Raw genomic sequence first — 24655 nt, forward strand, 5'->3', positions numbered from 1 at the left:
GGTCACCTTCCCGCAGTCTGATACCCAGGCGGTCTCCTGGCTGGATGTCCGCTGCGATCCTATGCCTGGCCAGGCCTCGGCACCTGTGTCTCGGTCGTGATCATCGACGAGTTCTCGCGGTGCACGACCAGGGATGCCGGACCGGTGTTGTCGAGCAGCACAGATACCCGGACTCGATCACCGCAGGCTTCGGCAGGGATCTCGACGTATCTGTCGACGTGCAGGAGCTGATGGTGTCGGTAGTGCTCCAGGTGCAGGCTCTGTCGGCTGGCGTCGATCGCCCCGCAGACTGCGCCGTCGTCTCCGACCAGGTCCAGCCGAGTCTCGATCTCGTACGTGCTGCCGGAGGTGTCGATGTCGTCCTGAGCGCACCACGTACGGCCGTCCTCCCTCGATCCCCCGACCCCGGTGCACGTGGTGAGGTTCAAGCTCGCATGCATCTGAAGACTGCCTTCGGCGAGCTCGCTGAGCGGCACCACCTCGGCGAAGGTCATCCTCCGCTCGCCCGCGGGAATCGTCATCGGCAGCCGCTCCACGGCAGGCGTCTGCACCGCGAGTCCGTCAACCGGCGTGACCGCCCATGAGGTGTCGAGAGTGAATGTGGTGCCAGCGGATGCGCCCTCATCATTCGGTGCGTTGAGGAACACCTCGCAGTGGAAGATTCCGTCCGCAGCTGCACGCAGCAGCACCTGGTTCCCAAGGACTACGGGCACTCCGGTAAGAAGGTTCTCGGTGCCTCCCGCGGTCCCCACCGTGGCACCCGAGGGGTCGGTGCAGGTGAGTCGGATTCCGAGGAAGATGTTCACCCCGTCACTGTCGGCGGGCTTTTCCGTCGCCACGTCGACTGCGACGACCACGGCCTCGCCCTGCTGAAGGGTGAACGCACCCGCGGCGGCGAGCACGTTCTCGGGCACGGTCAGCGAGGCCTCCTCCCGGAACACCTGCGGGGGTGCGTTCGGTCCTGCTGTGGTCCTCGCCGGGTCCGACGGTCCCGTTGCCGTCGGAGTCTCCTCAGGACTTCCGGGACCCCACGAGTCCCTGAACGGCCCGACCAGCGCGATCACGAGGATGAGCGCAAGTGCCAGCGTCACCGCGCCGGCGAGGAGGATCCTCCTCCGAGGCATCTGCGGACGTGGTCGTTCGGGCATTCGCATCCTTCGCGGCCAGGACTGGGAGCACTGTGAGCGTAGTCGGATCCGCTGAGCGGCGCGTGTGACACAAGAGCCCGAGGGCGCGTTGAAGGATTACTGGGATCCGGCTCACAGAAAACGCCCCGAGAGGTGACGTCTCGATGTTGTCTTGATGACAAGTGTTGAGGAACTCGTCTCCCAGCATGCTCACCGCGTTAGTGTGCACTGAAGAGAAGTGCATCCCACCCCGCTCAGTCCCCCACACCGCAGGAGATTCCGATGAGTCCGAACGTCCCCCTCGACACCGTCAGCGTCATCGGCCTCGGCTACATCGGCCTGCCGACAGCCGCAGTCCTCGCGCAGGCAGGCAAGACCGTCATCGGGGTTGACGTGAAGCAGGCCAACGTCGATGCCATCAACGCGGGCACCGTCCCCTTCGTCGAAGAAGGGCTCGAGACCGTCGTGGCGGGAGTCGTCGCGCAGGGCAAGCTCTCCGCACAGCTGGAGACGCCGAAAGCTGATGCCTACATCGTCTCCGTGCCCACCCCGTTCAAGGGCGACCATGACGCGGACCTCTCGTACATCGAGGCCGCCGCTCGCGGGATCGCCCCCGAGCTCTCCGGTGGCGAGCTGATCGTTCTGGAGTCCACGGCCCCTCCCGGCGCGACGGAGCACATGGCGAAGGTCATCCTCGACGCGCGCCCCGAGTTCACCGAGGAGCCCAACCTCCCGAACTCCCTGTACTTCTCTCACGCTCCTGAGCGTGTGCTCCCGGGCCGCATCATGATCGAGATGGTGGAGAACGACCGCATCATCGGCGGCATGACCCGCGAAGCCGCCGAGCTGAATCGCGACCTCTACGCGAGCTTCTGCCACGGCGAGCTGCTGCTCACCGATGCGAAGACCGCCGAGATGGCGAAGCTGACCGAGAACGCCTTCCGCGACGTGAACATCGCCTTCGCGAACGAGCTGTCGATCATCGCCGACCGCCAGGGCATCGATGTGTGGGAACTGATCGAGCTCGCCAACCACCACCCGCGAGTGAACATCCTCCAGCCCGGGCCGGGCGTGGGTGGACACTGCATCGCCGTGGACCCGTGGTTCATCGTCTCTGCCGATCGCCAGTTCTCCAACCTGATCCGCACGGCCCGCGAGGTCAACGACTCCAAGCCCGAGATCGTCCTGGAGAAGGTGCTGGAGAAGGCCGACCGCTTCAAGAACCCGACGGTCGCAGCCCTCGGCATCGCCTTCAAGGCGAACATCGACGATCTGCGTGAGTCCCCCAGCCGGAACATCGCGGGCGCTCTCGCCGAGCGGCTCACCGATGGCACCGTGCTGGTCGTCGAGCCGAACGTCGACGAGCTGCCGAAGGAGCTGGCAGAGCGCCAGAACGTCGAGCTCGCCGAGCTCGACTCCGCTCTCGAGCGTGCGGACATCGTGCTCCTCATGGTCGACCACGATCCCTTCAAGGAGATCGACCGTGCGCTGCTGCAGGAGAAGCTCGTGATCGATACCAAGGGTCTGTGGCGCTGAGCTCTACTCTCTGAGCCGCTCACGCACCCGGTACCCTCGGACACCGCGCCCCACGCTCCGTGCGAGAGCGAGTGGTGACCGTGCCGTTCATCGATCCCCGGAGGTGCTCCGTGCCGCAGCTGGCTGAGCAGGGCGCGGTCGTTCCGTCGCCTCGCGCCGCTCTGGTCATTCCGACCGACGTCCTGGTCGTCGCCCAGCTCGTGCTCTCGGACCACGTGCCGCAGGCATCGTCCGACCCGGAGCGCCTGCGATTGGAGGGCACCGTCGATTCGCTGCTCGACCAGCAGCTCCCGGAACGCACCGAGCTGCTGGTCGTCGTGCATGCCGTTCCCGGGGATTCCGCAGCGCTGGACCATCTCGCCATTGGCCCCCGTCGTACGGTCCCGGCATCGGCTCGGCTGCTGGTCGTCGAGGACGAGGAGCCGAACAGACGAGGAGCGCTCGTTCCCGCCCTGGCGGACCTCGATCCGCTCCCCTACCGGCGCGTGATCCGCCTTCGCCTCGACTGCGAGGACGCGCTGACGCCCGATACTGTGGCCGATGTGTGCCTCATCGCTCGCGCTGCGCGTCACGATAAGAACGGCGGCGGTGAGAAGCCGCTGGAGCTTGCGACGGAGCTGCTCCCGCAGCCTGTGACCGTGCTGGACGCGCCAGAGGCTTTCACTGCCGTGGATGCGTGGCCCCACACGACGATCCGTGATCGGACCGATCACGTCCTCGCTGCTGCCACTGCCGGTGGGGTCGCTCTCCGCACCGCTGTCGAGCCGGAGACCGGAGCGCGGACTTTCGCTGTGGACCGCGTGGAGGTGGAGCTGACCGTCGCGCGACACGGCGAGACGATCACGGTCGACTGCGATCTCTCATCCTTCGGGAGGTCGAACGTCACCATCTGCTACTACGTCGTGAAGTCCAGGTCTCGCATCGCGCTGCGCTGGCACGCCTCGGAGACAGCTGCGTCCTTCGAGGGGATTCCTCACGGTGTCACCGTGCGAGGATTCGTCCGCGTCGGCGGCACCGACGTCGCCCGCGCCGAGAGCGGAGTGCTCTGATGCCTCGATTCGAGCCCCTCCCCCGGGCCAAGGAGGTTCAGCCCCCGCAGTTCCGTCACCCCGAGACTCGCTGGGCGAACGTCCGCGATTTCCTCGCGGCCGGGTCCCACGACGACGGGATCCACGTGATCGGCGGAGGTCCCACACGTCAGCTCGAGCTGATGATCGGTGGCGACCCGTTCGCGGCGACGACCGGACCCGTCACCGTGATCTTCTCCGGCGCCGTCACAGAACGGAAGAAGAAGGTTCCGCCCTTCTTCTCGGGATCAGGCCTCGCCGCGGTGATCGGCCATCCTTACGTGGCGATCTCCGATGCCAGTCTCGAGCTCTCCGACTCCATGGCGATCTCCTGGTACGTCGGCAACTCGATCCACGACACGGCGCGGGGGCTGGCCAAGCTGCTGAGTCCGCTCTCTCGCCGGCTGGGGAAGCAGCTGTGGCTGGTCGGAGGCTCCGCAGGCGGGTTCGCGGCGTTGAACATCGCGCACCTGCTTCCGGGCGGTCCTTCCGTGTTCGCCTGGAATCCCCAGACTGACATCGTCGAATACTCCCGCAACTTCGTCACTGCCTACCTCACCCGTGCCTACCCGGTCCCCGTCGCATCATTGCGCGGGGACGACTACCGTGACGTGGCCCGCTCGGCACTGCGCTACTTCGGACGGCGCTACACGGTGCTCGAGGATCTTCCCTCCCAAGGCCCTGGGCGACTGATCTACCTGCAGAATGCCTCCGATAATCATCTTCGTGATCACTGCATCCCATATCTCCATTCTCAGAACTACGCGACCCACTCGCCGGGCATTCTGTGGAGGGATCCGGATCACGTGGTGTGGGTGGCAGATTTCGCCCCAGGCCATACCCCTCTATCGAGAGAGCGCCTGATAAGTCTGCTCACGCGATTCACCACGACGAGGTTCGATGTGCTCTCCGAGGTGCTCGAACTCGACGGTACGTCGGAGTACCCGGACGACCCTTCGCTGCGGCCGTCGCACCTTACGAGGGACTGCTCGAACTGACTGTCCGCAGCTCTCCCCTGAACCGATAGCATCTGAAACGTTGCGAGCCCGGGAACGCCCCGGCCCGATCAAAGGAATATCCCTCTCATGCGCTCTGTCTATGCCCACAAGACGATGGTCGATGGCGACCGCGGGAATCTCGGCGACATGATGGGGTTTCACATCGCCGACTGGTTGATCGGACCCGACGCGTACCAGCGCAAGGGGATGAAGCATCGCGATGCGCTCGACGGCGAGACGGTGGCTCTGGTGGGTTCCGTGATCGCGGCTCTCGTCGACTCCCCGGTCCGGGTCGTCGGCGGGGGGCTCATCAACGGCAACACGCGCAAGTACGCACCGCACGTGCGCCTCGAGGGTGTGCGCGGCTTCCTCACCCAGTCGGTCATCGAGCGAGACGCGAAGCTCGTGCCCGAGGTGATCGGCGATCCGGGTCTGCTGCTGCCCCGAATCTCCCCGATGCCTCCCCGGGCGGAGCGCAAGCCGCTCGGCTTCATCATCCATGACGTGGACCGCGAGGAGTTCGCCCGCCGCTACCCGGAGCAGGTGGAGAACATCGTCGACAACTACGCGGCGAAGGACGAGTTCGTCTCGCAGCTCGCCAACTATGACGCCGTCGCCTCCACCAGCCTGCACGGATGCATCTTCGCGCACGCCTACGGCGTGCCGGTGGCACCGTTCACCCTCACCGACAAGGTGTTCGGCGGAGACTTCAAGTTCCGCGACCACTACTCGGCGTTCGGGCTCGATGTGCGCCGCCTGCCGCTCGAGGGCTCGCCGGAATCGATCCTCGAGCAGGTGCGCCGCTTTCCGCAGCCCACGATGGATCAGGTCGTGCGGCTGATGGACCGTCAGCTCCAGCTGATCATCCCGGCTCTCGGCGCGGGCGCCTGACGAAGCGCCCGCTCACCTCGCTCAGACCAGGCGGCTGTCGATCCGCTCGACGACCTTGCCACCACGCTTGTGGTAGGCCCGCACCTTCACACCGGGCGGCACGTTGCGGAACATGACCCGACCCTTCCGGGAGTACGGGAGCATCCCCACCTTTTCGGCGCCCTGCATCAGGTAGTAGCAGACCTCGCTGTCGGGCAAGGCGATGTCATCGAAGCTGGTGAACACGTCGACGGTGGTCCCGTTGCGGCGGGCTTCGACCGACAGCCTCCCGCGCAGGATCCCGAACCACAATGGGGCGTCCACGTGGGGCACCTCGTCAGGGGTGAGGTCGAGGAGGGCCGCGGGCGAGGCCACTGGAGTGCGGCCCAGCGTACGGATGATCAGGCCGTCCTTGCGCTGTATCGAGAGGTTCTGGCCCCACCGCATGTACACGAAGCTCGGCACGTAGTTGCGTACCGCGTACAACCCGATGCCACGCTGCTCGAGACGTCGCTTCTGGTTGAGGTCCATCACCTCGGGGATCGACCAGGGTGAGTACGGCCAGAGCGTCTCGAGCTCCGCAGGTTTGTCGATGACGTAGTACTTGTCGCCGGTGAGGGTGCGCTCGAGGGCAAGGGTCTCGAGGGCGACCCCGCCCTCACCGGTGTATCCGAGGTTCACATCGAGCAGCCCGATGGCGAGTACCCCGTCCCAGCTCACGCGTTCGTCCTCGCGTGCCCGGGCAGCGACCTCGACGAGGTTCTTCACGTGCCAGGGAAGCCAGATGTCGTCATCGTCGATGGTGACGCGGAGCAGACGGTCGAGGGAATTACGGTCCACATCGTTATGCGCAGCCTCGAAGAGCTGCTCCCGATAGGGAGAATGCTTGCTAGGATTCTTCGCCCAGTCGACCCTTGTCGGGTCACCCTCGGGGTAGCCGATCTCAGGATGCGTGTAGTCGTGGATGCGGATCTCGACTCTGGGGCTCGCCGCTTCCTGCGCACGGGCGACCAGGGCACGCACCCGATCTCCCCACTCCCCCTTGTCGGTGGAGAGGTAGATCGTCGTGCGGAAGGTGACGCCCTCGGGCACCTCCTGGCGGGAGAGCGAGGTGACCGTGAGTTCGAAGCGCGAGAAGTAGTTGCCGAGGATCTCGGGATCGGACTCGTAGTCGCAGAAGATGGTCTCGAGCAGGACCAGGGTTCGCGCTCCCTCAGCGGTCGTCGATTCCTCGGTGCTCATCTGTCCCTCAGCGGTCATCGGTCGGCCTCTCCTTCATCGGTCGGTGCGGTGACCTCGAACTCGTCATCGTCGCGGATCAGGCGGTCCTCGTCCCAGCGCCCGAGCACCAGGTCGAGGTACTGCAGCAGGATATGGCGGTAGGGCATGTCGTGCCCCTCGGAGAGGGAGCGTACGTCGAACTCCATGCGACCGTCGGTACTGAGCGCGCGCTCGAGCGGCATCCCCAGCTGGGCGGCGAGCTTCCCAAGATGGTTCTCGCGATGGAACTCATCGCCGAAGTTCTGCACGATCAGGGCCCGGTTGGTCATGGTCGCCGTGGCCGGGTAGGCGTCGAGCACGGACAGCCGCCTCGGATGGGCCCGTCGTGCCTCGGCCAGATCTGCGTGTTCAGGGAAGGCGACTTCGCGCAGTCGACGAGCGAACCTCGCGTGGTAATCCGCGATGGTGATCTGCGGGTTAAAGGCGAGGGTGCGGGATCCCGGGGTACGGGCGGAGACCATGAGCGAGGCGTATCCTCCGGCGGAGCCGCCCATGAACAGCACTTTCTGAGCCCCGAGGGCGTCTCGGGTGCGAGCAGCCAGCCGCGCGACGCGGTCGAGGACGTCGACGCCCTCATTGCCGACGTACCACCCGATCTGAAGGTCCGAGGCCAAGCTCAGGGTGGGGTCCGCGACGTAGAGGACGTGTTCACGGCGACCCTTGAGGGTGCCGAACCATTCAAAGCGGGGCGGTGTGTACTTCTCCCTGTCGATCGCTCCGTGCAGCACCACGAGCAGGGTGTCTCCCTCGCCGGGCTGGAACAGCACCTCGAGCGGTAGTGTCTCCCCCCTGTGCGGTGCGGGGGCGATGACGTAGTGCGTCTTCTCGGGGCGGGGCGAGAACAGGGCGAGGTCTGCCCAGCGGACGATCGGGGCGTCGTGGCGTGAGTCCCAGACAATACGTGCGGTCATCGGGTCACCTCCGTGGTGGGAACGACCGTCGCGACGAGGTCCGCCAGCACGTCGTCGGCGCCGAAGTCCTCCTGGACAGTGCGGGCAAGGGAGGGCTTGTCAGGGATCGTGGTGAGGATCCGTTGGGCCATCTCCTCGACGGTGGCACCGATCCATTCGCGCGGATAGATGAGGTCTGCTCCTGGCCAGTCGACAGTCACCGGCAGCGCACCAGACGCGGCACCGTCCGGGATCGTGAGGTGGAAGGACTCGAAATCGCTCACAGAGATGGCAATACCGATCGTGCGGTACCACTCCTCCATGTCGGGTCCGTAACCGTCGAACTCGACCGCACCTGGATGCGTCGCGTTGATCGCGTCGATCCGCGCGTACTGGGCGTCGTAGAACCCCATCTCTTCCGGCCGATTGAGCATCCACGGGTAGTCAGCCGGCTGTTTGCCTTTGATGCGCAAACGGTAGCGGGAGTCTGCGTGGAGCAGGAGCTCGAGGAGGTCGAGCGCTCGGTCGAGACGCTTGGGCTGGGCGACGATCCCGACCATGCCGAGGGTGTGCTCCGCGCCGTCGACTTTGGGCAGATCCAGCGCCTCGATGTCGACGGGGTTGGGAATCACGATGGCCTTCTCCGCTGGCACCTTGTGACTCTCGATCGCGGCGCGCCGGATCAGTTCACCGACGAAGACGAAGGCATCGACGTTGGCGTGCTTGATGCGGCTGAGATAGGGGCGTCGCAGCTCCTGGGAGTGCACACGCACCACGATCCGCTGGTGCGGGGCTGCGACCTTCGAATACCACTCGGCGTTGCGCATGCCCCATTCGCACAGGATGACGTCGGCGTTCTCCAAGAGCTGACGGGAGCGTTCCTCGTCGTGCTGGGAATGGGAGATCCATTGGTCCAGCTCGACCGTGTGCCCTGCCTCGCGGAGCGCCTCGATCAGTCCGGCGGCGAACTTGAGGTCATGCCCGGCGACGATGACCCGGGCTTTGCGCCGGGTCCACGGCAGCACCGCGCCCGCCTTCTGGCGGGAAGGGGTCAGCGACATGCGCGGCGGAGGCAGCAGGAGCTCGATCCCGCGGACGGGGCGCGTGACGAGTGCACGGTCCAGGGAGTTGCTGAAGCGGACCAGGTCGCGGTGCACGAGGCCGGAACTCCCGTCGATGGAGTCGACGTCCCTCGCGAGCGGAAGGCCCTCACTCTCGGATCCCGCGATCGTGGAGGAGATGCGGTTCCAGTCCCCGAAGCGGGTCGCGAGCAGGAGATCCTCGAAATGGGTGCGCTCTACCGGTTCGGAGATCCGGCCGAGCCAGTCTGCGGCCGCGGTGTCGAGAGCTCCGACGCCACGTACTCGCACCCCGAGCGGGCTGAGCACACGGCTGGCGGCGGTGAAGCCGTCGGTCGTGAAAACCTCGAGCGGGAGCACGGACTGCTCGGCCACGGAGGTCACCAGCTCGGCTTCAGTTCCGTCCAGCACCAGACCGTACGTCGCGCGGGCCGGTGCCGAGACCGGGATGCCGACGGTGCGGGCGAGCAGGGTGAGGGCAGTGTCGACCGTGTGCGAGCGGTAGACGGCACGCATCTGGAGCCAGGCTTCTCGCACCCGCTCTTCGGGGTGCGTGCTCCAGTCATGGAGCAGGGCCCGCCACACGGTGTAGTCATTGCTGGCCGGGATCACACCGCCGAAGGTCTCGGTGACCCCTCGGCCGGGGCCGGAGAGCACCACGCCGCCGCAGGCCGCGACCTCCACCACGCGTCGCGAGAACATGCTGGGCGAGTCGATCACCGAGTTGACGTTGATCTGAGCGAGATGCGACTTATAGGAGTCGATCACCTGCTCGTAGGGCAGCACACCGCGTACGTAGGGTTGAAGCTCGGCAGGGAACTTGTAGGGCGAATCGGGGAACGCCAGCTGGCGGTCGAAGATGGTCAGACCATACGCAGAGGCCTCAGTCAGCAGACGCTCGAGCTGGCGGGAGCGGGCGGCGTACCGCTTGCCGTAGTACGTGCCGGCGTAGGCCGCGGTGGACTCGTACGCAGTCCGGGCCGGAAGGGGGTTGTGGATGACGGGCTGGGCGTAGAACGGCAGCGACGAGGCGGTGCGGGTGATCGCCCCGGGAGTCTCGAGGTAGTCGATGATCTTGTTGCCATCTGTGGTGAAGACGTGGTCGCATCGAGCGGCGGTGAGACGGAAGCGGTCGAAGTGGACCGGGTCCTCCTTGTTCCAGAACACGGTGGGGATACTCAGTTCTCCACAGAGTTCGAGCAGACCGTAGAGGTCCGCGTTCTCCTCCTCGCCGTAATGGCCCACCCCGCGGGTCCACTGGCCCCCGTTGCCGGCCCAGGCGGATTCGATGAACACGAAGTCGAGCTCTGTGGGGTCGATCTGCTCGCGCCAGCGCTCACGGTCCAGCGGGATCACGGTCATGGAGGCCGCGAGGGTGGCGGTCGTGAACTCATCGGCGACGAGCCCCGCGCGCAGGGAGGACAGCTCCCTGCCTTCGGGGAGCGCGGCGTCGTGCTCGCGCGCTGCGACGTCGTAGGCACCTGACATCGCTTGGCCGAGTCGTTCCCAGGTGCGCTCGTCGAGCGTCCAGAGGCGGGCGGTGCGACCCAGATCAGCCCGCAGGTCCGAGTTCCTGATGAGGCGTTCGAGCTGATCAGCGAGAGCAACGGCGTCTCCCGCGGGGAAGAGCAGTCCCCGTTGTTCATCGGGCCCGGCGAGGTCCCGGTGCGGTGCGACGTCGGAGAGGACCACCGCCTTGGCGCTCGCGAAGGCCTCGAGCGGCTTGAGCGGGGAGACCATCTCGGTGACGGCCGAGGAGACGCGCGGAAGGGCAGCGATGTCGAAAGTGCTGAGCAGTCGCGGCATGTCCTTCAGCGGCATCCGGCCCAGGAACAGGATCTTCTTCAGCTTGTACGTATTGCGCTGCGCCTTGAGGCCCTCGGCAGCGGCACCAGACCCGGCGATCACCACCTGGTGATCCACGCCGCGGTCAGTGAGGATCGCCGAGGCGTGCTGAAGAGTGTCCAGGCCCTCGTAGCCGACGATGCTGCCGGCGAATCCGATCACAGGCACGTCGGTGCGGATCTTCTTGGAGGTGGCAAAGGCCTCGTCTCGCGGGAGGGGCACGAACTGGTGCGGGTCCACAGCGTTGGTGGCGAGCACCATCTTGGCGCGGTCCACGCCGCGCCGCTCGAGCTCGTCGGCGATCTGCGTGGTGATCACCAGGACGGCGTCAGCCTCCTGGGCCACACGGGTCTCCAGGCCGGCTGTGTCACGGTAACGATCGGTGTCCTCCCAACCGGGCTTCTCGGCGGCCTCGGTGATCTCCCACAGCCCGCGCACCTCGTACACGAAGGGCACTCCGAGGCGTCGTGCGGCGATCAGAGCAGGCAGTGCCGTCCTGAAGTTCGAGGCGGAGTGGATCACCGAGGGACGCTGCAGGCGGGCCTCGCGCACGAAGGCGTCCGCGGCGTCGAGCACATAGCGGTCGATCGCGGTGGTGTTGAGATCCGCACCAGGGATGTGGACGTACTCGACGCCGTCGACCTCCCCCACGGTGCGCTCCTCAGCGGGCATGGCCGTGTCGGTCCGGGAGTCCCAGGGGTAGCCGGCGCGCGCCACGACCGTGACATCCCGCCCGCTGTCTCGAAGCCCGGCGGCGACGCCTCGTGTGCGCGTGGAGTAGCCATTGGAGTTGTATACGGGGGTGGAGTGCACGCAATACAGGACGCGGCCGGGCTCGGGCAGATACGCGATGCCACGGGCCCGTTCCGGGATGGGCAGCGCATCCGGTGCGAAGCGGTGATGTCCGAGGATCAGCCGGACCACTTTCTGCTCATTCGCGCTCATCTCGTCCACGAGCTCCGGATGCTCGAGAGCGAGCAGTGCCGGCTCGGTGATCTGTCCCAGAGTGAACCACTGACGGTTGATCACTCGGTACAGCGCCTTGGGGGTGGGATTCTCGTCGAATTCCGACAGCAGGGCCTCCAGGGTGCGTTCCGCGATCGGGATGGCACCGATCGCCGAGGTCCGCGCTGCAGCCGCGGGCTTCCCCGGCTTCGCGGCCGCTGCGGACTCCGGGCCCTTCGCCGGCTCGGCGGAAGGGGTCCGGCTGTCCTCAGCAGGCAGCGCGCCCGTCGACGGCGATTCGATAGCTCCCCGCGAACTCGAACCCTCGACAAGGCTCCCCTCAATGGTGCGCCCGCCGCGGAGGGCCCTTTTCGCCCAACCCGCCGGAGCGAGCACAATGCGCCCGATCGCCATCGACCGAGATCCGCGCACCCGTTGAAGATCCTCTTTCAGGCGGGCATTCTCCGCCCGGTACGCATCGAGCGCCGCGTGGGCGGTGCCGAGCTTCCGAGTCAGCTCCGCACGGTTCGTCTCAGCGGCTCTCTTTGCGGCCACACCGTCCTTGGCCGCCTTGGCTGAGGCGCTCTCTTTCGCAGTCGCCGCCTTGAGCGCCGCTTCGAGGTTTGCAATCTTCTGCTTGTCACGACGATGCCGCCCCTGCAGGCCCTCGAACCCTCGCAGCACTGCTTGCGGATCCGCGACGAGTTGCGCAGCACGCTGTTCAGTCAGGTGCTCCGCAGATCGTCTTTCGTCCTGATGCATCCGATGGGCTCCTCGATGGTGCGTCCCGGCGCCGACGGCAGTCGGCAGCCTCCCCTGGGCATTGATCCTAGCCAAGGGAGACGTACGATGACCCTTCCGGTCAGACAGGCCACGAGGAGATTTGGACCATGCCGATCGACACCACGCAGGACGAAGACGTCGTGCGCACATTCATCTGGGGAAGTTGCGTGAGTCGCGACACCTTCGGGTTCCTGCCCGAGCGTTTCCAGCTCACCACCTATGTGGCTCGGCAGTCGCTGATCAGTGCCGGAAATGATGCCAGTGTGATCCGCTCGAAGCTCACGCCGCTCAGCTCCGCCTTCCAGCAGCGGATGGTGCGAGGAGACCTCGCCGGCGACCTCTACCGCCGGATCGACACAGTCGGCGCCGAGATCGACCTGGTACTCATCGACCTCGTGGACGAACGCAGCGGCGTGGTCGATTTCGGGAACGGCACCTACGCCACCAAGCTCAGCGAGTTCTGGGGCGCTGGCGGGCGTGACGCATCGAAGAACGCCCGACTGATTCCCTTTGGGACCGCCGAGCACTTCTCCCTCTGGCGCGATGGGGCAAAGCGGCTGATGAGTGCATTGCGGGACAAGGACCTCGTCGATCGGGCTGTGGTGCTCCGCGCCGACTGGGCGTCTAGATTCGACACAGGCGAGACGCTCGCGGTTCCGACATGGATGATGCAGCCCACCGAGGCGAATCCTGCCTACGGCCCATATTTCGAGGAACTGTCGTCGTTGGGCCTCAGAATCTGCGCGCTCCCGGCAGAGCTGGCGCTCACCTCTGAAGCCCATAAATGGGGGCCGAGCCCGTTCCACTACCAGGACGCCGCGTATGAGTACTTCTCGGAGACAATCAGATCCAGCGTGAATCTCGATGATTCTTCCCCGCGGTGATCGGTCTCGGCACCGTGCCGTTCGCTCAGTGGATGTCACCTTGTTGCGGCCGCGACAATGCGTGCCTCGAGTCGCTGGCCGGTGAGACCGAGCGCACATCCCGGATTGGTTACGAGAACCTTCCTGGCAACTCTCCCGCAAACTTAACGAACGAGAATCGAGTGTCCCGCTGGGATGTGCCTCGCGCTAACTCATGTGCGATGCTCACAGCGGGCACCTAGCCACCCTGGCCGACACTACGAATCCGTGCCGCGCCGACATTCAGGAGGACGACCGCATGAAGCCCGGGGACCGCATCGCCTTCACTTGGCAGCCAGAGGAGCCAGTCGAGGCCTTCGAATGCATGCTCGTCACGAATCGCAAGTCGCTGACGGACCGCGCCTTCGCGGTCGCCGTCACCGCTTTCGACGCGGCCGGAGATCGAGTACTCCCCCGAGAGGGTGCCTGGTTCCATTCCGATCTACTCGGCACCCATTGCCAATACACGCGTGAGACCGAGCCGTTCTCTGCAGCTCGCCTGCAACCGTGGACAGGAACCGCGATTGCCCAGGTGTTCCAGATCGAAGCGGTGGCCTGGCCCTCCGGCGGCGACGACATCCCCGAGATCATTGCTCTCGGGGTCTCCGCTGTCCCGCCCGCCGCGACCACGGCCCGGAACTGGCAGTTGGTCCATCCTCAGGAAGGAGACGACGCATGAACGCGCAGGTATACAACGAAGCATCCGTCCCTCTCGTCTCCGTCATCATCGGATTCAAGGATTGGGGCCTCGAGCGGCTCGAACTTTCAGTGCGCTCCATCCACGACTCGCTGTCGGAGATCGATCACGAAGTAGTCATCTCTGATTATGGGAGCGAAGACACGGCATCGATCGCGGAGTCTGCCCAGCGGGTAGGCGCTCGTCACGTCATCGTCGAGACGGACGGCGAGTGGTCACGCTCCCGTGCACTCAACGCCGGGGTGCGAGCTTCTGGGGGTGAGATTGTGCTCGCCACCGATGCCGACATGTTGTTCACCCCCCGGGCCCTGAGCCGAGCGGTCGAGCAGATCCAGCGTCATCCGCACGAGATAGTCATCCTCCAGTGCCGCGACCTTCCCGTCGGCTACTCCCACGAAGTCGTGCGGCGCGAGGGATTCGACTGGGACCGATTCGCCTCGATCGGCCAGATACGTCCCCGTTGGGGAATGGGTGGTCTCGTGGCGGTCCACCGCGAGATCTGGGAGCGTCTGCGCGGCTGGGACGAGCGGATGCACACTTACGGCGGCGAGGATGTCGACTTCGGCAAACGGGCCCAGGCCGCGGGTTCCCGAATTGACTGGCTTGACGAACCTGGTGTCGGGATGTATCACATCTGGCACCCGTCGAGTGGAGCGAGTGCCACTCGGTCAATCGCCGCAACTGCGGCCATCGCGGCGAACCGCCGAATCCATTCGACCGACGCCACCTTCGCACGCAACCGGGTCCGGCCACGCTATCTCCCGTCCGACATGGTGCCGCTGGTCTCCGTCCTCGTCGACGCGCGGTTCACCGGGGCCGAGTCCCTCGAGACGACCATCACGAGCATCCTCGGGCAGTCGGTGCACGATCTCGAAGTTCTGGTTGTCGGCGAAGCCGAGCTGGTAGACGACCCCCGCGTTTTGCACTCATCCACGGACGAGGTGAGTGTGCGAGGTACGTTCGTGACCTCCGCTCGGGCCGGGGAGGTCTGGGCAGAGGACCGACTCGAAATCCTTCTGGACCTCTGGACCCCTGGTACCGGGCTGATCAGTGACTGCACGGCTCAGTTGCTCCGAGACGAGAACGGCACGGCGCTGGCACCGCTGAGCGTGGTTCAGACGAGCACTGGAGATCCGCGCACCACACTGTTGCGCAGCGCACTCCTACCTGCTTCGCTCTGTGCGTCTGCGCAGCGATGGGGCGATGCCGTGCGAGCTGTGGCCGCCAGCGGGGCCGGATGGGTTGTGGCTGCCGCCTCTCGCCATGTAACGATCATTGATCTCGCGGACGACGAGCCGGTGGCTGCAGAGCGCGCCGCCGATGCCCTTGCGCTCGACTCGGCACTGGCCCGCTGCGGACTCACCCCACCCGACCTACCGGCAACCACCGTTACAGCACTCGGCGTCCTGGCGAACGCCCTGCTGTACGGGCGCGCGCTCACTTTGGAGATCGTGGCCCCGTCTGCGATCGATCTCGCCCCATACCACGACCTCTTCGCAGACGATCGCGGTTGGATTCGTCGAACCGTTCGCACACGGGAGGGGACGATCCTCGAACGTGATGTGCGCTGGACCGGCGATGACCCTGCTTTCGTCGTCGAGGCGACACGGCGGCTCGCCGGCTCCGGCGCGGCCGTTCACTGGCGATACGCCACGGACGCGGACTACGAGCTCCCCGGGACAGCGAGTGCCGCTTCGCTAGTGCATTCAGCCGAATCGGTCTACGGGACCCCCGAGAAACCTGCCACCTGGCTCGCCATCTCAGAAGACCAGGGCTTCGACGACGCGCTCTCCGAGGCGCTCTCCAAAGCACCGTCGGTGACCGTCGTCCTTGACCGCGTGGCGGAAGCGGATGGAGCCGAGACCTCGTGGATGTTGGCCCGGTTCCGGAACGGGAACGTCGCCGAGGCGCTAGCTCTCGCGGCATCGCTGCCCACGCCCACCGCAATCGAAGTCATCGAGCTTTCTGCTCGAGTCCAGGGAACCGAGGTATCCCGATGAAGCTCATCTACACTGCACCTACCCCGCAGGGCTGGGCCGAGGTCATAGCGTCCCGCATAGATTTCGACGCGGCTCCGCCTATCGACCGACTGCGCGTCTGCTGGCCGCTCGGGGAGGCGAACGTCGACCGTACGGCCATCGCCGCGGCTCTCGTATTCTCCCCATGGGTCGCGGGTCGCTGCGACCTGATCCGGCCCTTCTCCGCCCTCACAGAGCAGCGAATCGTTGAGTGGTTCCAACAGAAGGCTATTTGGGTCGCCCCCACTCCGGTTCGCGCAGGAGGCCTGCCCCTCCCTCGCGGAACACGGCGATTCCACCTCAGCGGCGATGGAAATGGCGAAGGCGCTCATTTCCTCGCCCTCATGGACTCCCTCCACGGCAGCGGAGAGACCGGGACCACGACCCGGGTAGCGACAAACGCCGGAGTGCTGATGTCGAATGCGCCATCCGAGTCAGCAGCCTTCGAGATCCGGCTCGGAGTCGCAGTCCTAGTGGCCGAGTCATTGTCGGTCAACGAGCTGATCGATCCGGAGTTCGCAGCTGCAGCACCCGAGGCCTTCGGCCGTGCACAACGGCTCCTCGAATGCGTCGCTCTGGGACTCCGCGATGCTTGAGAAGACCGCCGATCGTCTCATCGTCGCGTTCAACTTCCCGCCATTCACCGACGGGAGTGCCGTCACGGTCGCCAAGCGGATAGTGGAAGCAGACGTCCCGGTCGACGTCATCGCCGCAGACCTAAGCGCCGTCCGCTCACGGGACGAATCCCTCATGGATCTCGTCGCTCCCTGGCTGGTCGAGCACCACACCGTGAAAGTGCCGGTCCTCTTTGCCGATGAACGGAGTTTGATTCCCTTCGTCGAACGGGGACTCAGGGCCGTGCGTCAGCGACGCGGGCTGCCCTACAGTGAGGTCTACTCGCGCTCGATGTGGCCGCACTCGCACTTCCTCGCGGCCCGACTCCGCTCAGAAGGAAATGCCCACCGGTGGATCGCGGAGTTCTCGGACCCCATTCTTTGGCACGTCGATGGGACGCCTCGCCCCTCGGGCCAAATATCCCTCTCTGGGGCAAATCTTCGTCTCCTACGCGCAGTTGGGGCACGCGCGCAAGATTTCCTTCGCGAGCACGCCACCGTGCTCGCGTGGGCGCAGTTTGTCCCGTTCCTGCTCGCGGATGAGTTGGTTTTCACGAACGATCAGCAGCTGCAGGTTATGCTCGCCGACGCCCCGGAGTGGATGCGAGACGACGTCGAGCGTCGGGCGACGATTTCTCCCCATCCCACGCTCCCTCCTTCGCACTATGCAGAGGAACGCAGCCCGGCGCTACCCACGAGCTCAGGTTGCTTCTCGATCGGGTACTTCGGCACCTTCTACCCCAATCGCGGCGGTGGCGAGTTCCTAGAAGCGATCAGTCTCCTGCCTGCGCATCTGAGGGAGCGTCTCACCCTGGACGTATACACCGCCGATGCTGGCCGCCTGCTCGAAGTTGCCGCTCACCTGGGAATAGCGGACAATGTGCGCAAGCAAGCTCCACTGCCTTTCCGACGATTCCTCCAGGCGGCCGGAGGCTACGATGCATTGCTCGTCAACGACATCGCGACGTCGCCTTTCGGGGTTCCTTCGCCATTCCTCCCGTCCAAGTACTCGGACTACGCAGGGAGCCCGGCTGGAACCATGGCGATCACACAACCGGGCAGCCCGTTGGATCAGAAGCCAAATCGATGGCGATCCCACGTAGGAGACGTTGACGGCATCGAAAAAATGCTAACCCGAGCGATAACTTCTCTTAACTGACTCCGAGCAGGCATTCAGAAATAGACCCCTCGTCGACCGCCCGATCTCCATTGCTTTATTTTACGGAATGAGGCCAGATGTACCGTGTGACCCAACTCAGTAACCAGGAACTTCCGGTCCGCCGGCGAGCCTAAACATTCGGCGAGAGCAGAAGTAATCCTCCCGCATCACCGGAGATGCCCTTCACCAGGAACTCCTTCAAGTGGCAAGCCCCGCCTCTTTCGCGAAAGCTCGCACGCCTCTTCCACCGCGGTAGTAAATACTAATCTCAGCAGATCCGGGGAAAGGTTCGACGCTACAGCATAGAGCCTCGACGACGCCGTCCTGTCTCCATCTAACACCTTTCGCACCTCGCTACGTACAACAGCAACAACTTCCGGAGCCTCAACGCCCGAATGAACAACCAGTGGGTCGAAGCGCTTCGCGGCGATACTCGGCGGATGATACTTCAGGACAGTACTGAAGTAGTCGAACCACGACTTTCTCCCTTCGCGAAGGTCCACCACAGCAAAATCTCCATTACGGGCCGCCGAAGCCAAAATCGACTCGTCGTTCGGACGCTCCAGTTTATGCAGGTCACCTCGCGAATAAATTTCTTTACGAAGTGCGAGAGCCGCGTTGGCGAGCGAGCGCGATACCCGGAAGATCGGAAACGCCATGGAAGCGACCTTTTGCCCAGGGACCCACTGCCAAAATGAATCTGCCCAGTACCATTTAGCGTCAGCTTCGCGATAATTAAGACATGCGAGATCTACATCTTCATCAAACCGTGGATCAGACAGGAGTGATTGCGCACCGTTCAAAAGGTGCACATCCGTCTCTACCACCCAAGCGTTTCTCCACTCCTCACTCAAGGCCCGATATAGTACATAATCGCCACACTTCCAGCCAGTGCGAGGACCCTCGTAATTGAGGTCCATGGTTTCAAGTGTCGCTCGCGTGATGGGAAGTATTTGGAATGGCGCATCCTTGATGGGGTGCGAGCGGTCACTACCCTCACCTGCCATATCGTCGAGAACCACGTAGACATTGGAGTGCCCAACAACCTCGCCCAGCTGGGCGCTCAGCTCCAATGCGCGACCGTCGATCACCCGTGACCGCACGAGCGCGATGTCCCGATCAGAATCGGCCATGTCAAGCCGCCCCCTGTGCACGAATGGCTTTGATTGCAGCCTCGAACGCTCGACGAATATCCATCTTCAGAATCCCCACCCTGCGGGGGTCAGAAGTAAAGCTCGCCTCCCAGATCTGGTCAACAGACAGCGGCACACCCGAGACTTTCATTAGGCAATCTCGACCAATTGACGAGAAGTAGTCGAAGAACTTCAAGTTACCCCCAGAATGCAGCCTTCCGAAGGAAAGCCAGGTATTTGGTATGCCATAAGCGTCCGCAAGGATAAGCCCGTGGAGGCTTTCACTCAAAATAATGTCACATCTTGCCATCTGCTGGACGAACGAGTCATAGTCTTCAGTACGAATATCCAAAAATTCGATCGGAAGATGACTGAAGCGCTCTCGCCACCCATCATCTTTCAAGCGCGAGTGATGGAGAATGACCCCGACCTTGCCGTCGCTTACTCGATCGGGCTCAAATAAATCGGCGCAAAGAATTCCCGGATCACCAAGGCTCACAGCGTCCGTATCTCTTGATCCAAGAGCTGTTCGAGTAATGGCGCCTCTAACCGAGTGGAACCGGAGGCACTCGGGGAGTTGCTTCCGCTCCAACTGGTGCATAGTCCCAGATCCGACGACATGGAGGGGCTTCGTCCGCTTCGGGACCGCCTCGTGATCCAATGCCATCCCGAGCACACTCCCCACGGAGATCATGTCAGCGCCATGAAGAGTTGAGAATTGAACGTCAAGGCCATAAATGCGTTCAAGAATTAGGCGCGAAAGTTCATCTCCAAGATTTGGGTACTCTTTACCCTTCCACCAGAATAGCTTCACCATTAGTTCTGCCCCACATTCGGTATTTACTGATCTGCTTGTAGTCGACAGTCTCGTTCATTGCGCATGGCGCTACACTTCAAAGTCTTCCGGCTTCGGGCCCATGGCGAACTTCCACGCAATTGCCTGAACCGTTCGCTCCGCGGCCTGACCATCACCATACGGATTAACCGCGTTCGCCATTCCTGCGTACGCCTCCCCGGAGTCCAGGAGGAGAGAGACTTCATCGATCAGCCGCTGCTTGTGAGTACCGATGAGCTTCACTGTGCCGGCCACGACCGCTTCCGGACGCTCGGTGTTCTCACGCATCACGAGAACAGGCTTCCCTAGGCTCGGCGCCTCTTCCTGGACCCCACCCGAATCCGTGAGCACCACGTCGGCGAGGCTCAGAACCTGGGTGAACTCCGCATAGGCGAGTGGCTCGATGAGCTGCACGTTGTCCAGCCCCTCCACGGCGGGCCGGATCGCCGCGCGCACCTTGGGATTCTTGTGGATCGGGAACACGATGGTGAGGTCGGGGTACTTGCGCGCCAACTCAGCGACGGCCTGCCCGATGTCCTCCATCGCCGAGCCGAGGTTCTCACGCCGATGAGCGGTGACCAGGAGCACCCGGCCAGCGTCGCCCTCGGCCTTCGCCGTACGAAGCTTCTGAAGACGCTCATCAGCGAAGTCGACATGAAGATTCTCCGTGGCGAACATGAGCGTGTCGATCACGCTGTTACCGGTGACGACGATGTCGTTCTCGCTGACGTCCTCTCGCGTCAGGTTCGCCTTGCTGGTGGAGGTGGGCGCGAGATGCAACGTGGCAATCTGGCTGGTCAGCTTCCGGTTCGCCTCCTCCGGGAACGGCGAGTTGATGTCTCCGGAGCGCAGGCCGGCCTCGAGGTGAATCACCGGTATCTGACGGTTGAACGAGGCAACAGCTGCACCCATGACTGTCGACGTGTCACCCTGCACGATCACAGCATCCGGCTTCTCCACCTCGAGGATCCCGTCGATCCCCGCAATCACCTTCGCCACGATTGTATTGAGCGACTGGCCCGCGCTCATTATGTTCATATCGTGATCGGGCACGATCTTGAACATCGTGTTGACCTGATCCAGCATCTCTCGATGCTGGCCCGTCACCACGGTGACGCTCTCTAGCTCGGGATCGGCCTCGATCGCCTTGATGATCGGGGCGACCTTGATTGCCTCGGGCCGGGTGCCGTAGATGGTCATGATGCGCAGTGCCACGGGAAATCCTCTCGTAGAAGTCGGTGTGGGGAGTGTTGAGTGCTCGGGAGAGATGTCAGGGGGTGCCGTTGATGTCAAGATCGTTGGGCAATAGTGCTCCGGGGAAGCGCCGTGCCTTCATATCTTGACTGAAAAGTTTGAGGAAAGGATCCGGTTCAAGCTCCGGAGTATTGTCCTGAGGCTCTTCCGCTTCATTGTGGTCAGGGAGTGTGAGCATTGATGCAGCCCTCACCGCGTCCCCCTCGAGGAAGGCGTCGCGCAGGAGACCTGCAGCCTTCTCCTCTTCGCCTTGGGCGAGGTTGTGGGCGAACCAGCGGTATCTGCGGGCCACCTCGACCGCATCGCCGTCGATCACTACGCGACCCTTCTCCATCCAGATCGCCCGAGAGCACATGTTCTCGATCGTCTGGGCGGCATGGTTGACCATGAACACGGTGCCCGCGTTCGCGAGCATGTCGTCCATCTTCTTCGCCGAACGCTCCGAGAATGTGGCATCTCCCGTCGAGAGCGCCTCATCAATCATGAGGATCTTCGGCTCGGCCATTACGGAGATTGCAAACTTCAGGCGCGCCCCCATACCCGAGGAGTACGTGCGCATGGGCAGATCGATGGTCTCCCCGAGTGCCGAGAGCTCGGCCGCCGCAGGAAAGATCTCGTCGGCTTCATCGCGGGAGAGCCCCATGGCCAAGAACCCGAGCTTGATGTTCTCGGCGCCCGTCAGTTCCGGAATCAGCGCCGCACTCACGCCCAACAGTTGCGGTCGGGCTGCGGTCATTACCACTCCCGAGGTGGGCGGTTCAACACCGGCCAACGCACGCAGGAGGGTCGACTTCCCGGAGCCGTTGCGGCCGATGATGCCGACGAACTCCCCGGAGCGGACCTGGAGATCCACCCCGCGAAGCGCCGAGACGGACACCATCTGCTTGCGCTTGACCAACTTCCCGAGTCTTCCCTTACGGGGGGTGCGATCCGTTCTCTGCACCTTATAACGCATCCGGAGACGGTGTGCGACCACGGTGACCGGAGAATCTTCCGGGGCCACCCATCGGGTTGTCGACGGAGCCTCGGGGGGCTCGTCACCGTTCTGCTGCCACTCAGCGCTGCTCGCGACCATAGCTCGCCTCCCCGCGCCAGAAGAAGAGGAACCCGAGCACAAGGATGCCCATCGTGACGGCTGTGACGAACAGCCAGCTGCTCAGGGGAGGCATGACGCCGTCCATGAGCAGAGACCGGTAGATCACGATGATCTGGAAAAGTGGATTCGCCTCGATGATCGCCAGTGCCGTCGGGTGGGTCACGAAGCGCTCGATCGGAAAGATCACGCCGGAGCCGTACATGAGGAAGCGGCTGATCACCGACATCACCTGGCTCATATCCGGAAGGATGAATCCGAGCCGGGCCACCCAGAAACGGATCCCCAGGTTAAGCAAATTGTGGATCACGAAGATCAGGGGGATGAACACCCAGGTGGTGGTGGGGGGAGCGAAGGGGGGAACCACCCAGATTACCAGGCACATCACCACCACCGCGATCACCGAGACCAAGGTGTCTCGCACCGCCGAGGCCAACGGGATCGCAGCCCGAGGGAAGTTGAAGGCTCGGATCATCGACTTTCCAGCCGTCATCGCCGAGGTCCCCTGCGAAATAGCGCTCGCGGTCGAGCGGTACGTCAGGATCCCGATCACCACGAAGGCGGCGTAGTTCTCGATTTCTCCACGCCCACCGAGGATGAGTCCGAAGATGATGAAGTAGAAGACCGAGTCGACCAGCGGCCGCAGCAGCAGCCAGACGTTTCCCAGTCGATTCCGGGAGTTCTGCGTGGCGGCGCGATGCCGCGAGTCCATCCAGATGAAAGCGCGTCGCTGCCACAGCTGAGCAAGGTAGCTGCTGAGCGGTGGACGGATCCCGATGGGACGCAGCCCGCTCGGGTCGAGACCTCGTGTCTCTAGGGCGCGTTTGACCTCGGCGACGCTCGTCACCTCAGATTCTGTTGCTCGTCGTGCCATTCCGCCCTTACGCCACCGTTCTGTACATGCGCTCGTATCTTCTCACCATCGCGCTCCAGGTGCGCTCGCGTGCCACTGGTGGGCCCGCAACTCCGACTTGTACGCGAAGATCTTTGTCGGCCGCGAGGACAGCGATCGCTTCGGCGAGCGCGTCGGAGGATCCGGCCCGGGCCAGCATCCCATGCAGAATGCCGCTCTGATCAGTTGCCGTCTCCCTGAGCGCGGGAAGGTCACTGAGGATCACCGGACGGCCGAGGGCGAGTGCCTCGATCGGCTTCTGCGGTGTCACCGTGCGAGACACTGCTCGATCCAAGCGTGGGATCACGACGACGTCGAGCGACTCGACCCAGCGTCGTGCTTCGGCGGCCGGTACCCTCCCCGGCATGTGCACTCGCTCTCCGATGCGGAGTTCGCGGACGAGCTCGGCGAGTCTCGGGGCCGCAACGCCGTCGCCGACGAGTACGACGTGCAGATTCTCTCGGAGCATGGCCGGCTGCTCGGAATCGGCGATCAGCTGCGCGGCAGCATGGAGGAGAGTTTCGAACCCTTCATAGTCGACCAGAGCGCTCACGGCCCCGACGGCGAAGGCCCGAGGCGGCAGATCCAGGCCCACCTCAAGCCGTGCCTCGGAGGCCGAGATATGGCCCTCAAGCAGGGTCTCGTCGACCCCGTTGGGGACGAGCGTGATGCGATCACGGTCTACGCCACGTTCCACGAGCTGCTCAGCCATCGTGCTGCTGAGTGTCACCACTGCTGCGGCGCTGCGTGCCAGTTCACCCTCACGTTCACGCACCAGGCGAACCTTCTCCGATCTCTCTGCCTCGACTCGAGCGTGCTCGGTGCGGCGAGAGGAGATCCAGGTCTGCTCCATCAACCCACGCACCTCGAGCACCCACGGGATGCCGGTGGCAGCGCTGACCGCTTGGGCGACCAGGGCATTGCGGTAGTCGGTGGTGGCGTGGAGGACGTGGGGGCGCAGTTCGCCGGCGATCTCGAGCGCCACATCGACCTCCTGACGAAGCCTCTCCTCGGGTGTCGCGCCGAGAGAGGTCGGCAAGGCACGGCGGTACTCGACCCCGTCCACCACATCGGTGTCCCCGGCAAGCATCTTGCCCACCATGACGGGGTACCCGGTCCGCGTCAGCGCCAACGAACGAACACCGCGTGCCTGCAGTGCGATGAGAATACGGTGGGTGCGCAGTGAGTAGCCGGATTGGGTATGCGGCAGGGAGTTGGTGATCAGGTGCAGGACACGTAGTGGCTCCCCTGAGTCGCGAGCGGACGCCTTGACAGAGGCACCGGAGGGGAACGACAGCTTGCGGCCCGTAGTAAGTAGGTCGAGCTCGCTGCGCAGGCGACGGGCATAGGCGGAGCTGCCCTGTCTTGCTGATTCCAGGATCTCCACCGCCTCGCTGAGCTCGCCGCGCGACCAGGCGGAGCGTGCACGAGTGGCCGGTGGAGCGCTAGCAGAGAGCAGGTCTGGTCGGTCAAGAAGGACAGACACCTCACCGTGCATCTTCGACCGCGAGTGCGGGTCGGCGACGAGCCGTGCCTCGGCATCGCTCGCGTCCCCGGCCATGAATGCCCCGAGCGCGGCGGCGCCACTACCGCCGGGCACCCTGGAGGCTACGATTCGAAGGAGGCGCCCCGCCCGC

General features: G+C 64.3%; 19 protein-coding genes. 9 read left to right on the forward strand and 10 right to left on the reverse strand.

The window, feature by feature from the left end:
* Positions 1–59 precede the first annotated feature (59 nt).
* Positions 60–914, reverse strand: a complete 855-nt coding sequence (locus tag ACT3UF_RS03805) for a hypothetical protein (RefSeq protein WP_444608040.1) — start codon at positions 912–914, stop codon at positions 60–62.
* Between the two features lie 495 nt (positions 915–1409).
* Here ACT3UF_RS03805 and wecC point away from each other — a divergent pair, with 495 nt between their 5' ends.
* The 4 genes from wecC (at position 1410) to ACT3UF_RS03825 (ending at position 5619) form a co-directional block, all read left to right on the forward strand.
* The gene (wecC, locus tag ACT3UF_RS03810; RefSeq protein WP_444608041.1) at positions 1410–2663 is read left to right on the forward strand and encodes a UDP-N-acetyl-D-mannosamine dehydrogenase; all 1254 of its coding nucleotides are present in this window, start codon (positions 1410–1412) and stop codon (positions 2661–2663) included.
* A 110-nt stretch (positions 2664–2773) separates the two neighbouring features.
* Positions 2774–3712, forward strand: a complete 939-nt coding sequence (locus ACT3UF_RS03815) for a hypothetical protein (protein ID WP_444608042.1) — start codon at positions 2774–2776, stop codon at positions 3710–3712.
* Positions 3712–4728 carry a hypothetical protein gene (locus ACT3UF_RS03820; protein WP_444608043.1) on the forward strand — a complete coding sequence of 339 codons (1017 nt, stop codon included), beginning with the start codon at positions 3712–3714 and terminating at the stop codon, positions 4726–4728. Before ACT3UF_RS03815 ends, ACT3UF_RS03820 begins: the two co-directional genes overlap by 1 nt.
* A gap of 87 nt (positions 4729–4815) precedes the next feature.
* Complete coding sequence (locus ACT3UF_RS03825) at positions 4816–5619, forward strand: polysaccharide pyruvyl transferase family protein (RefSeq protein WP_444608044.1); 804 nt, start codon at positions 4816–4818, stop codon at positions 5617–5619.
* Between the two features lie 21 nt (positions 5620–5640).
* Here the strand turns inward: ACT3UF_RS03825 and ACT3UF_RS03830 are convergent, their stop codons facing one another.
* Genes ACT3UF_RS03830 through ACT3UF_RS03840 form a run of 3 tightly spaced genes read right to left on the reverse strand, consistent with a single transcriptional unit; the run spans position 5641 to position 12400 of the window.
* Positions 5641–6858: a hypothetical protein gene (locus ACT3UF_RS03830; protein ID WP_444608045.1), complete on the reverse strand. Its 1218-nt coding sequence runs from the start codon at positions 6856–6858 to the stop codon at positions 5641–5643.
* Positions 6855–7790: a hypothetical protein gene (locus ACT3UF_RS03835; RefSeq protein WP_444608046.1), complete on the reverse strand. Its 936-nt coding sequence runs from the start codon at positions 7788–7790 to the stop codon at positions 6855–6857. The genes ACT3UF_RS03830 and ACT3UF_RS03835 overlap by 4 nt, the downstream gene beginning before the upstream one ends.
* The gene (locus ACT3UF_RS03840) at positions 7787–12400 is read right to left on the reverse strand and encodes a glycosyltransferase (protein WP_444608047.1); all 4614 of its coding nucleotides are present in this window, start codon (positions 12398–12400) and stop codon (positions 7787–7789) included. Before ACT3UF_RS03840 ends, ACT3UF_RS03835 begins: the two co-directional genes overlap by 4 nt.
* A 128-nt stretch (positions 12401–12528) precedes the next feature.
* Between ACT3UF_RS03840 and ACT3UF_RS03845 the strand changes: the two genes are divergently transcribed.
* The 5 genes from ACT3UF_RS03845 (at position 12529) to ACT3UF_RS03865 (ending at position 17811) form a co-directional block, all read left to right on the forward strand.
* Positions 12529–13305, forward strand: a complete 777-nt coding sequence (locus tag ACT3UF_RS03845) for a DUF6270 domain-containing protein (RefSeq protein ID WP_444608048.1) — start codon at positions 12529–12531, stop codon at positions 13303–13305.
* A gap of 277 nt (positions 13306–13582) precedes the next feature.
* Positions 13583–14002, forward strand: a complete 420-nt coding sequence (locus tag ACT3UF_RS03850; RefSeq protein ID WP_444608049.1) for a hypothetical protein — start codon at positions 13583–13585, stop codon at positions 14000–14002.
* Entirely contained in the window at positions 13999–16020 is a 2022-nt protein-coding gene (locus tag ACT3UF_RS03855) for a glycosyltransferase family 2 protein (RefSeq protein WP_444608050.1), read from the forward strand. Before ACT3UF_RS03850 ends, ACT3UF_RS03855 begins: the two co-directional genes overlap by 4 nt.
* Complete coding sequence (locus ACT3UF_RS03860; RefSeq protein ID WP_444608051.1) at positions 16017–16634, forward strand: hypothetical protein; 618 nt, start codon at positions 16017–16019, stop codon at positions 16632–16634. Before ACT3UF_RS03855 ends, ACT3UF_RS03860 begins: the two co-directional genes overlap by 4 nt.
* A complete protein-coding gene (locus ACT3UF_RS03865; protein ID WP_444608052.1) occupies positions 16627–17811 on the forward strand; it encodes a hypothetical protein in 1185 nt (394 codons plus the stop codon). The genes ACT3UF_RS03860 and ACT3UF_RS03865 overlap by 8 nt, the downstream gene beginning before the upstream one ends.
* A 167-nt stretch (positions 17812–17978) precedes the next feature.
* Here ACT3UF_RS03865 and ACT3UF_RS03870 read toward each other — a convergent pair whose 3' ends face one another.
* From ACT3UF_RS03870 to ACT3UF_RS03895, 6 genes are all read right to left on the reverse strand, one after another.
* Entirely contained in the window at positions 17979–18944 is a 966-nt protein-coding gene (locus ACT3UF_RS03870) for a hypothetical protein (protein ID WP_444608053.1), read from the reverse strand.
* Between the two features lies 1 nt (position 18945).
* Positions 18946–19761 (reverse strand): polysaccharide pyruvyl transferase family protein, encoded by an 816-nt coding sequence (locus ACT3UF_RS03875; protein WP_444608054.1) that lies wholly within the window; start codon positions 19759–19761, stop codon positions 18946–18948.
* 69 nt (positions 19762–19830) lie between these two features.
* Positions 19831–20994, reverse strand: a complete 1164-nt coding sequence (wecB, locus tag ACT3UF_RS03880) for a non-hydrolyzing UDP-N-acetylglucosamine 2-epimerase (protein ID WP_444608055.1) — start codon at positions 20992–20994, stop codon at positions 19831–19833.
* Between the two features lie 55 nt (positions 20995–21049).
* Positions 21050–21931 carry an ABC transporter ATP-binding protein gene (locus ACT3UF_RS03885; protein WP_444608056.1) on the reverse strand — a complete coding sequence of 294 codons (882 nt, stop codon included), beginning with the start codon at positions 21929–21931 and terminating at the stop codon, positions 21050–21052.
* A gap of 157 nt (positions 21932–22088) precedes the next feature.
* Complete coding sequence (locus ACT3UF_RS03890; RefSeq protein ID WP_444608057.1) at positions 22089–22838, reverse strand: ABC transporter permease; 750 nt, start codon at positions 22836–22838, stop codon at positions 22089–22091.
* A 169-nt stretch (positions 22839–23007) separates the two neighbouring features.
* The gene (locus ACT3UF_RS03895; RefSeq protein ID WP_444608058.1) at positions 23008–24618 is read right to left on the reverse strand and encodes a glycosyltransferase; all 1611 of its coding nucleotides are present in this window, start codon (positions 24616–24618) and stop codon (positions 23008–23010) included.
* Positions 24619–24655: the final 37 nt, after the last annotated feature.

The sequence above is a fragment of the Brachybacterium sp. AOP24-D1-21 genome, assembly GCF_052378665.1.
GTDB lineage: Bacteria > Actinomycetota > Actinomycetes > Actinomycetales > Dermabacteraceae > Brachybacterium.

Excerpts from the sequence above, each read along its gene's own strand:
- wecC (WP_444608041.1), top strand. The coding sequence starts at position 1,410 with ATGAGTCCGAACGTCCCCCTCGACACCGTCAGCGTCATCGGCCTCGGC.
- ACT3UF_RS03820 (WP_444608043.1), top strand. The coding sequence starts at position 3,712 with ATGCCTCGATTCGAGCCCCTCCCCCGGGCCAAGGAGGTTCAGCCCCCG.
- ACT3UF_RS03825 (WP_444608044.1), top strand. The coding sequence starts at position 4,816 with ATGCGCTCTGTCTATGCCCACAAGACGATGGTCGATGGCGACCGCGGG.
- ACT3UF_RS03830 (WP_444608045.1), bottom strand. The coding sequence starts at position 6,858 with ATGACCGCTGAGGGACAGATGAGCACCGAGGAATCGACGACCGCTGAG.
- ACT3UF_RS03835 (WP_444608046.1), bottom strand. The coding sequence starts at position 7,790 with ATGACCGCACGTATTGTCTGGGACTCACGCCACGACGCCCCGATCGTC.
- ACT3UF_RS03840 (WP_444608047.1), bottom strand. The coding sequence starts at position 12,400 with ATGCATCAGGACGAAAGACGATCTGCGGAGCACCTGACTGAACAGCGT.
- ACT3UF_RS03845 (WP_444608048.1), top strand. The coding sequence starts at position 12,529 with ATGCCGATCGACACCACGCAGGACGAAGACGTCGTGCGCACATTCATC.
- ACT3UF_RS03850 (WP_444608049.1), top strand. The coding sequence starts at position 13,583 with ATGAAGCCCGGGGACCGCATCGCCTTCACTTGGCAGCCAGAGGAGCCA.
- ACT3UF_RS03855 (WP_444608050.1), top strand. The coding sequence starts at position 13,999 with ATGAACGCGCAGGTATACAACGAAGCATCCGTCCCTCTCGTCTCCGTC.
- ACT3UF_RS03860 (WP_444608051.1), top strand. The coding sequence starts at position 16,017 with ATGAAGCTCATCTACACTGCACCTACCCCGCAGGGCTGGGCCGAGGTC.
- ACT3UF_RS03865 (WP_444608052.1), top strand. The coding sequence starts at position 16,627 with ATGCTTGAGAAGACCGCCGATCGTCTCATCGTCGCGTTCAACTTCCCG.
- ACT3UF_RS03870 (WP_444608053.1), bottom strand. The coding sequence starts at position 18,944 with ATGGCCGATTCTGATCGGGACATCGCGCTCGTGCGGTCACGGGTGATC.
- ACT3UF_RS03875 (WP_444608054.1), bottom strand. The coding sequence starts at position 19,761 with ATGGTGAAGCTATTCTGGTGGAAGGGTAAAGAGTACCCAAATCTTGGA.
- ACT3UF_RS03890 (WP_444608057.1), bottom strand. The coding sequence starts at position 22,838 with ATGGACTCGCGGCATCGCGCCGCCACGCAGAACTCCCGGAATCGACTG.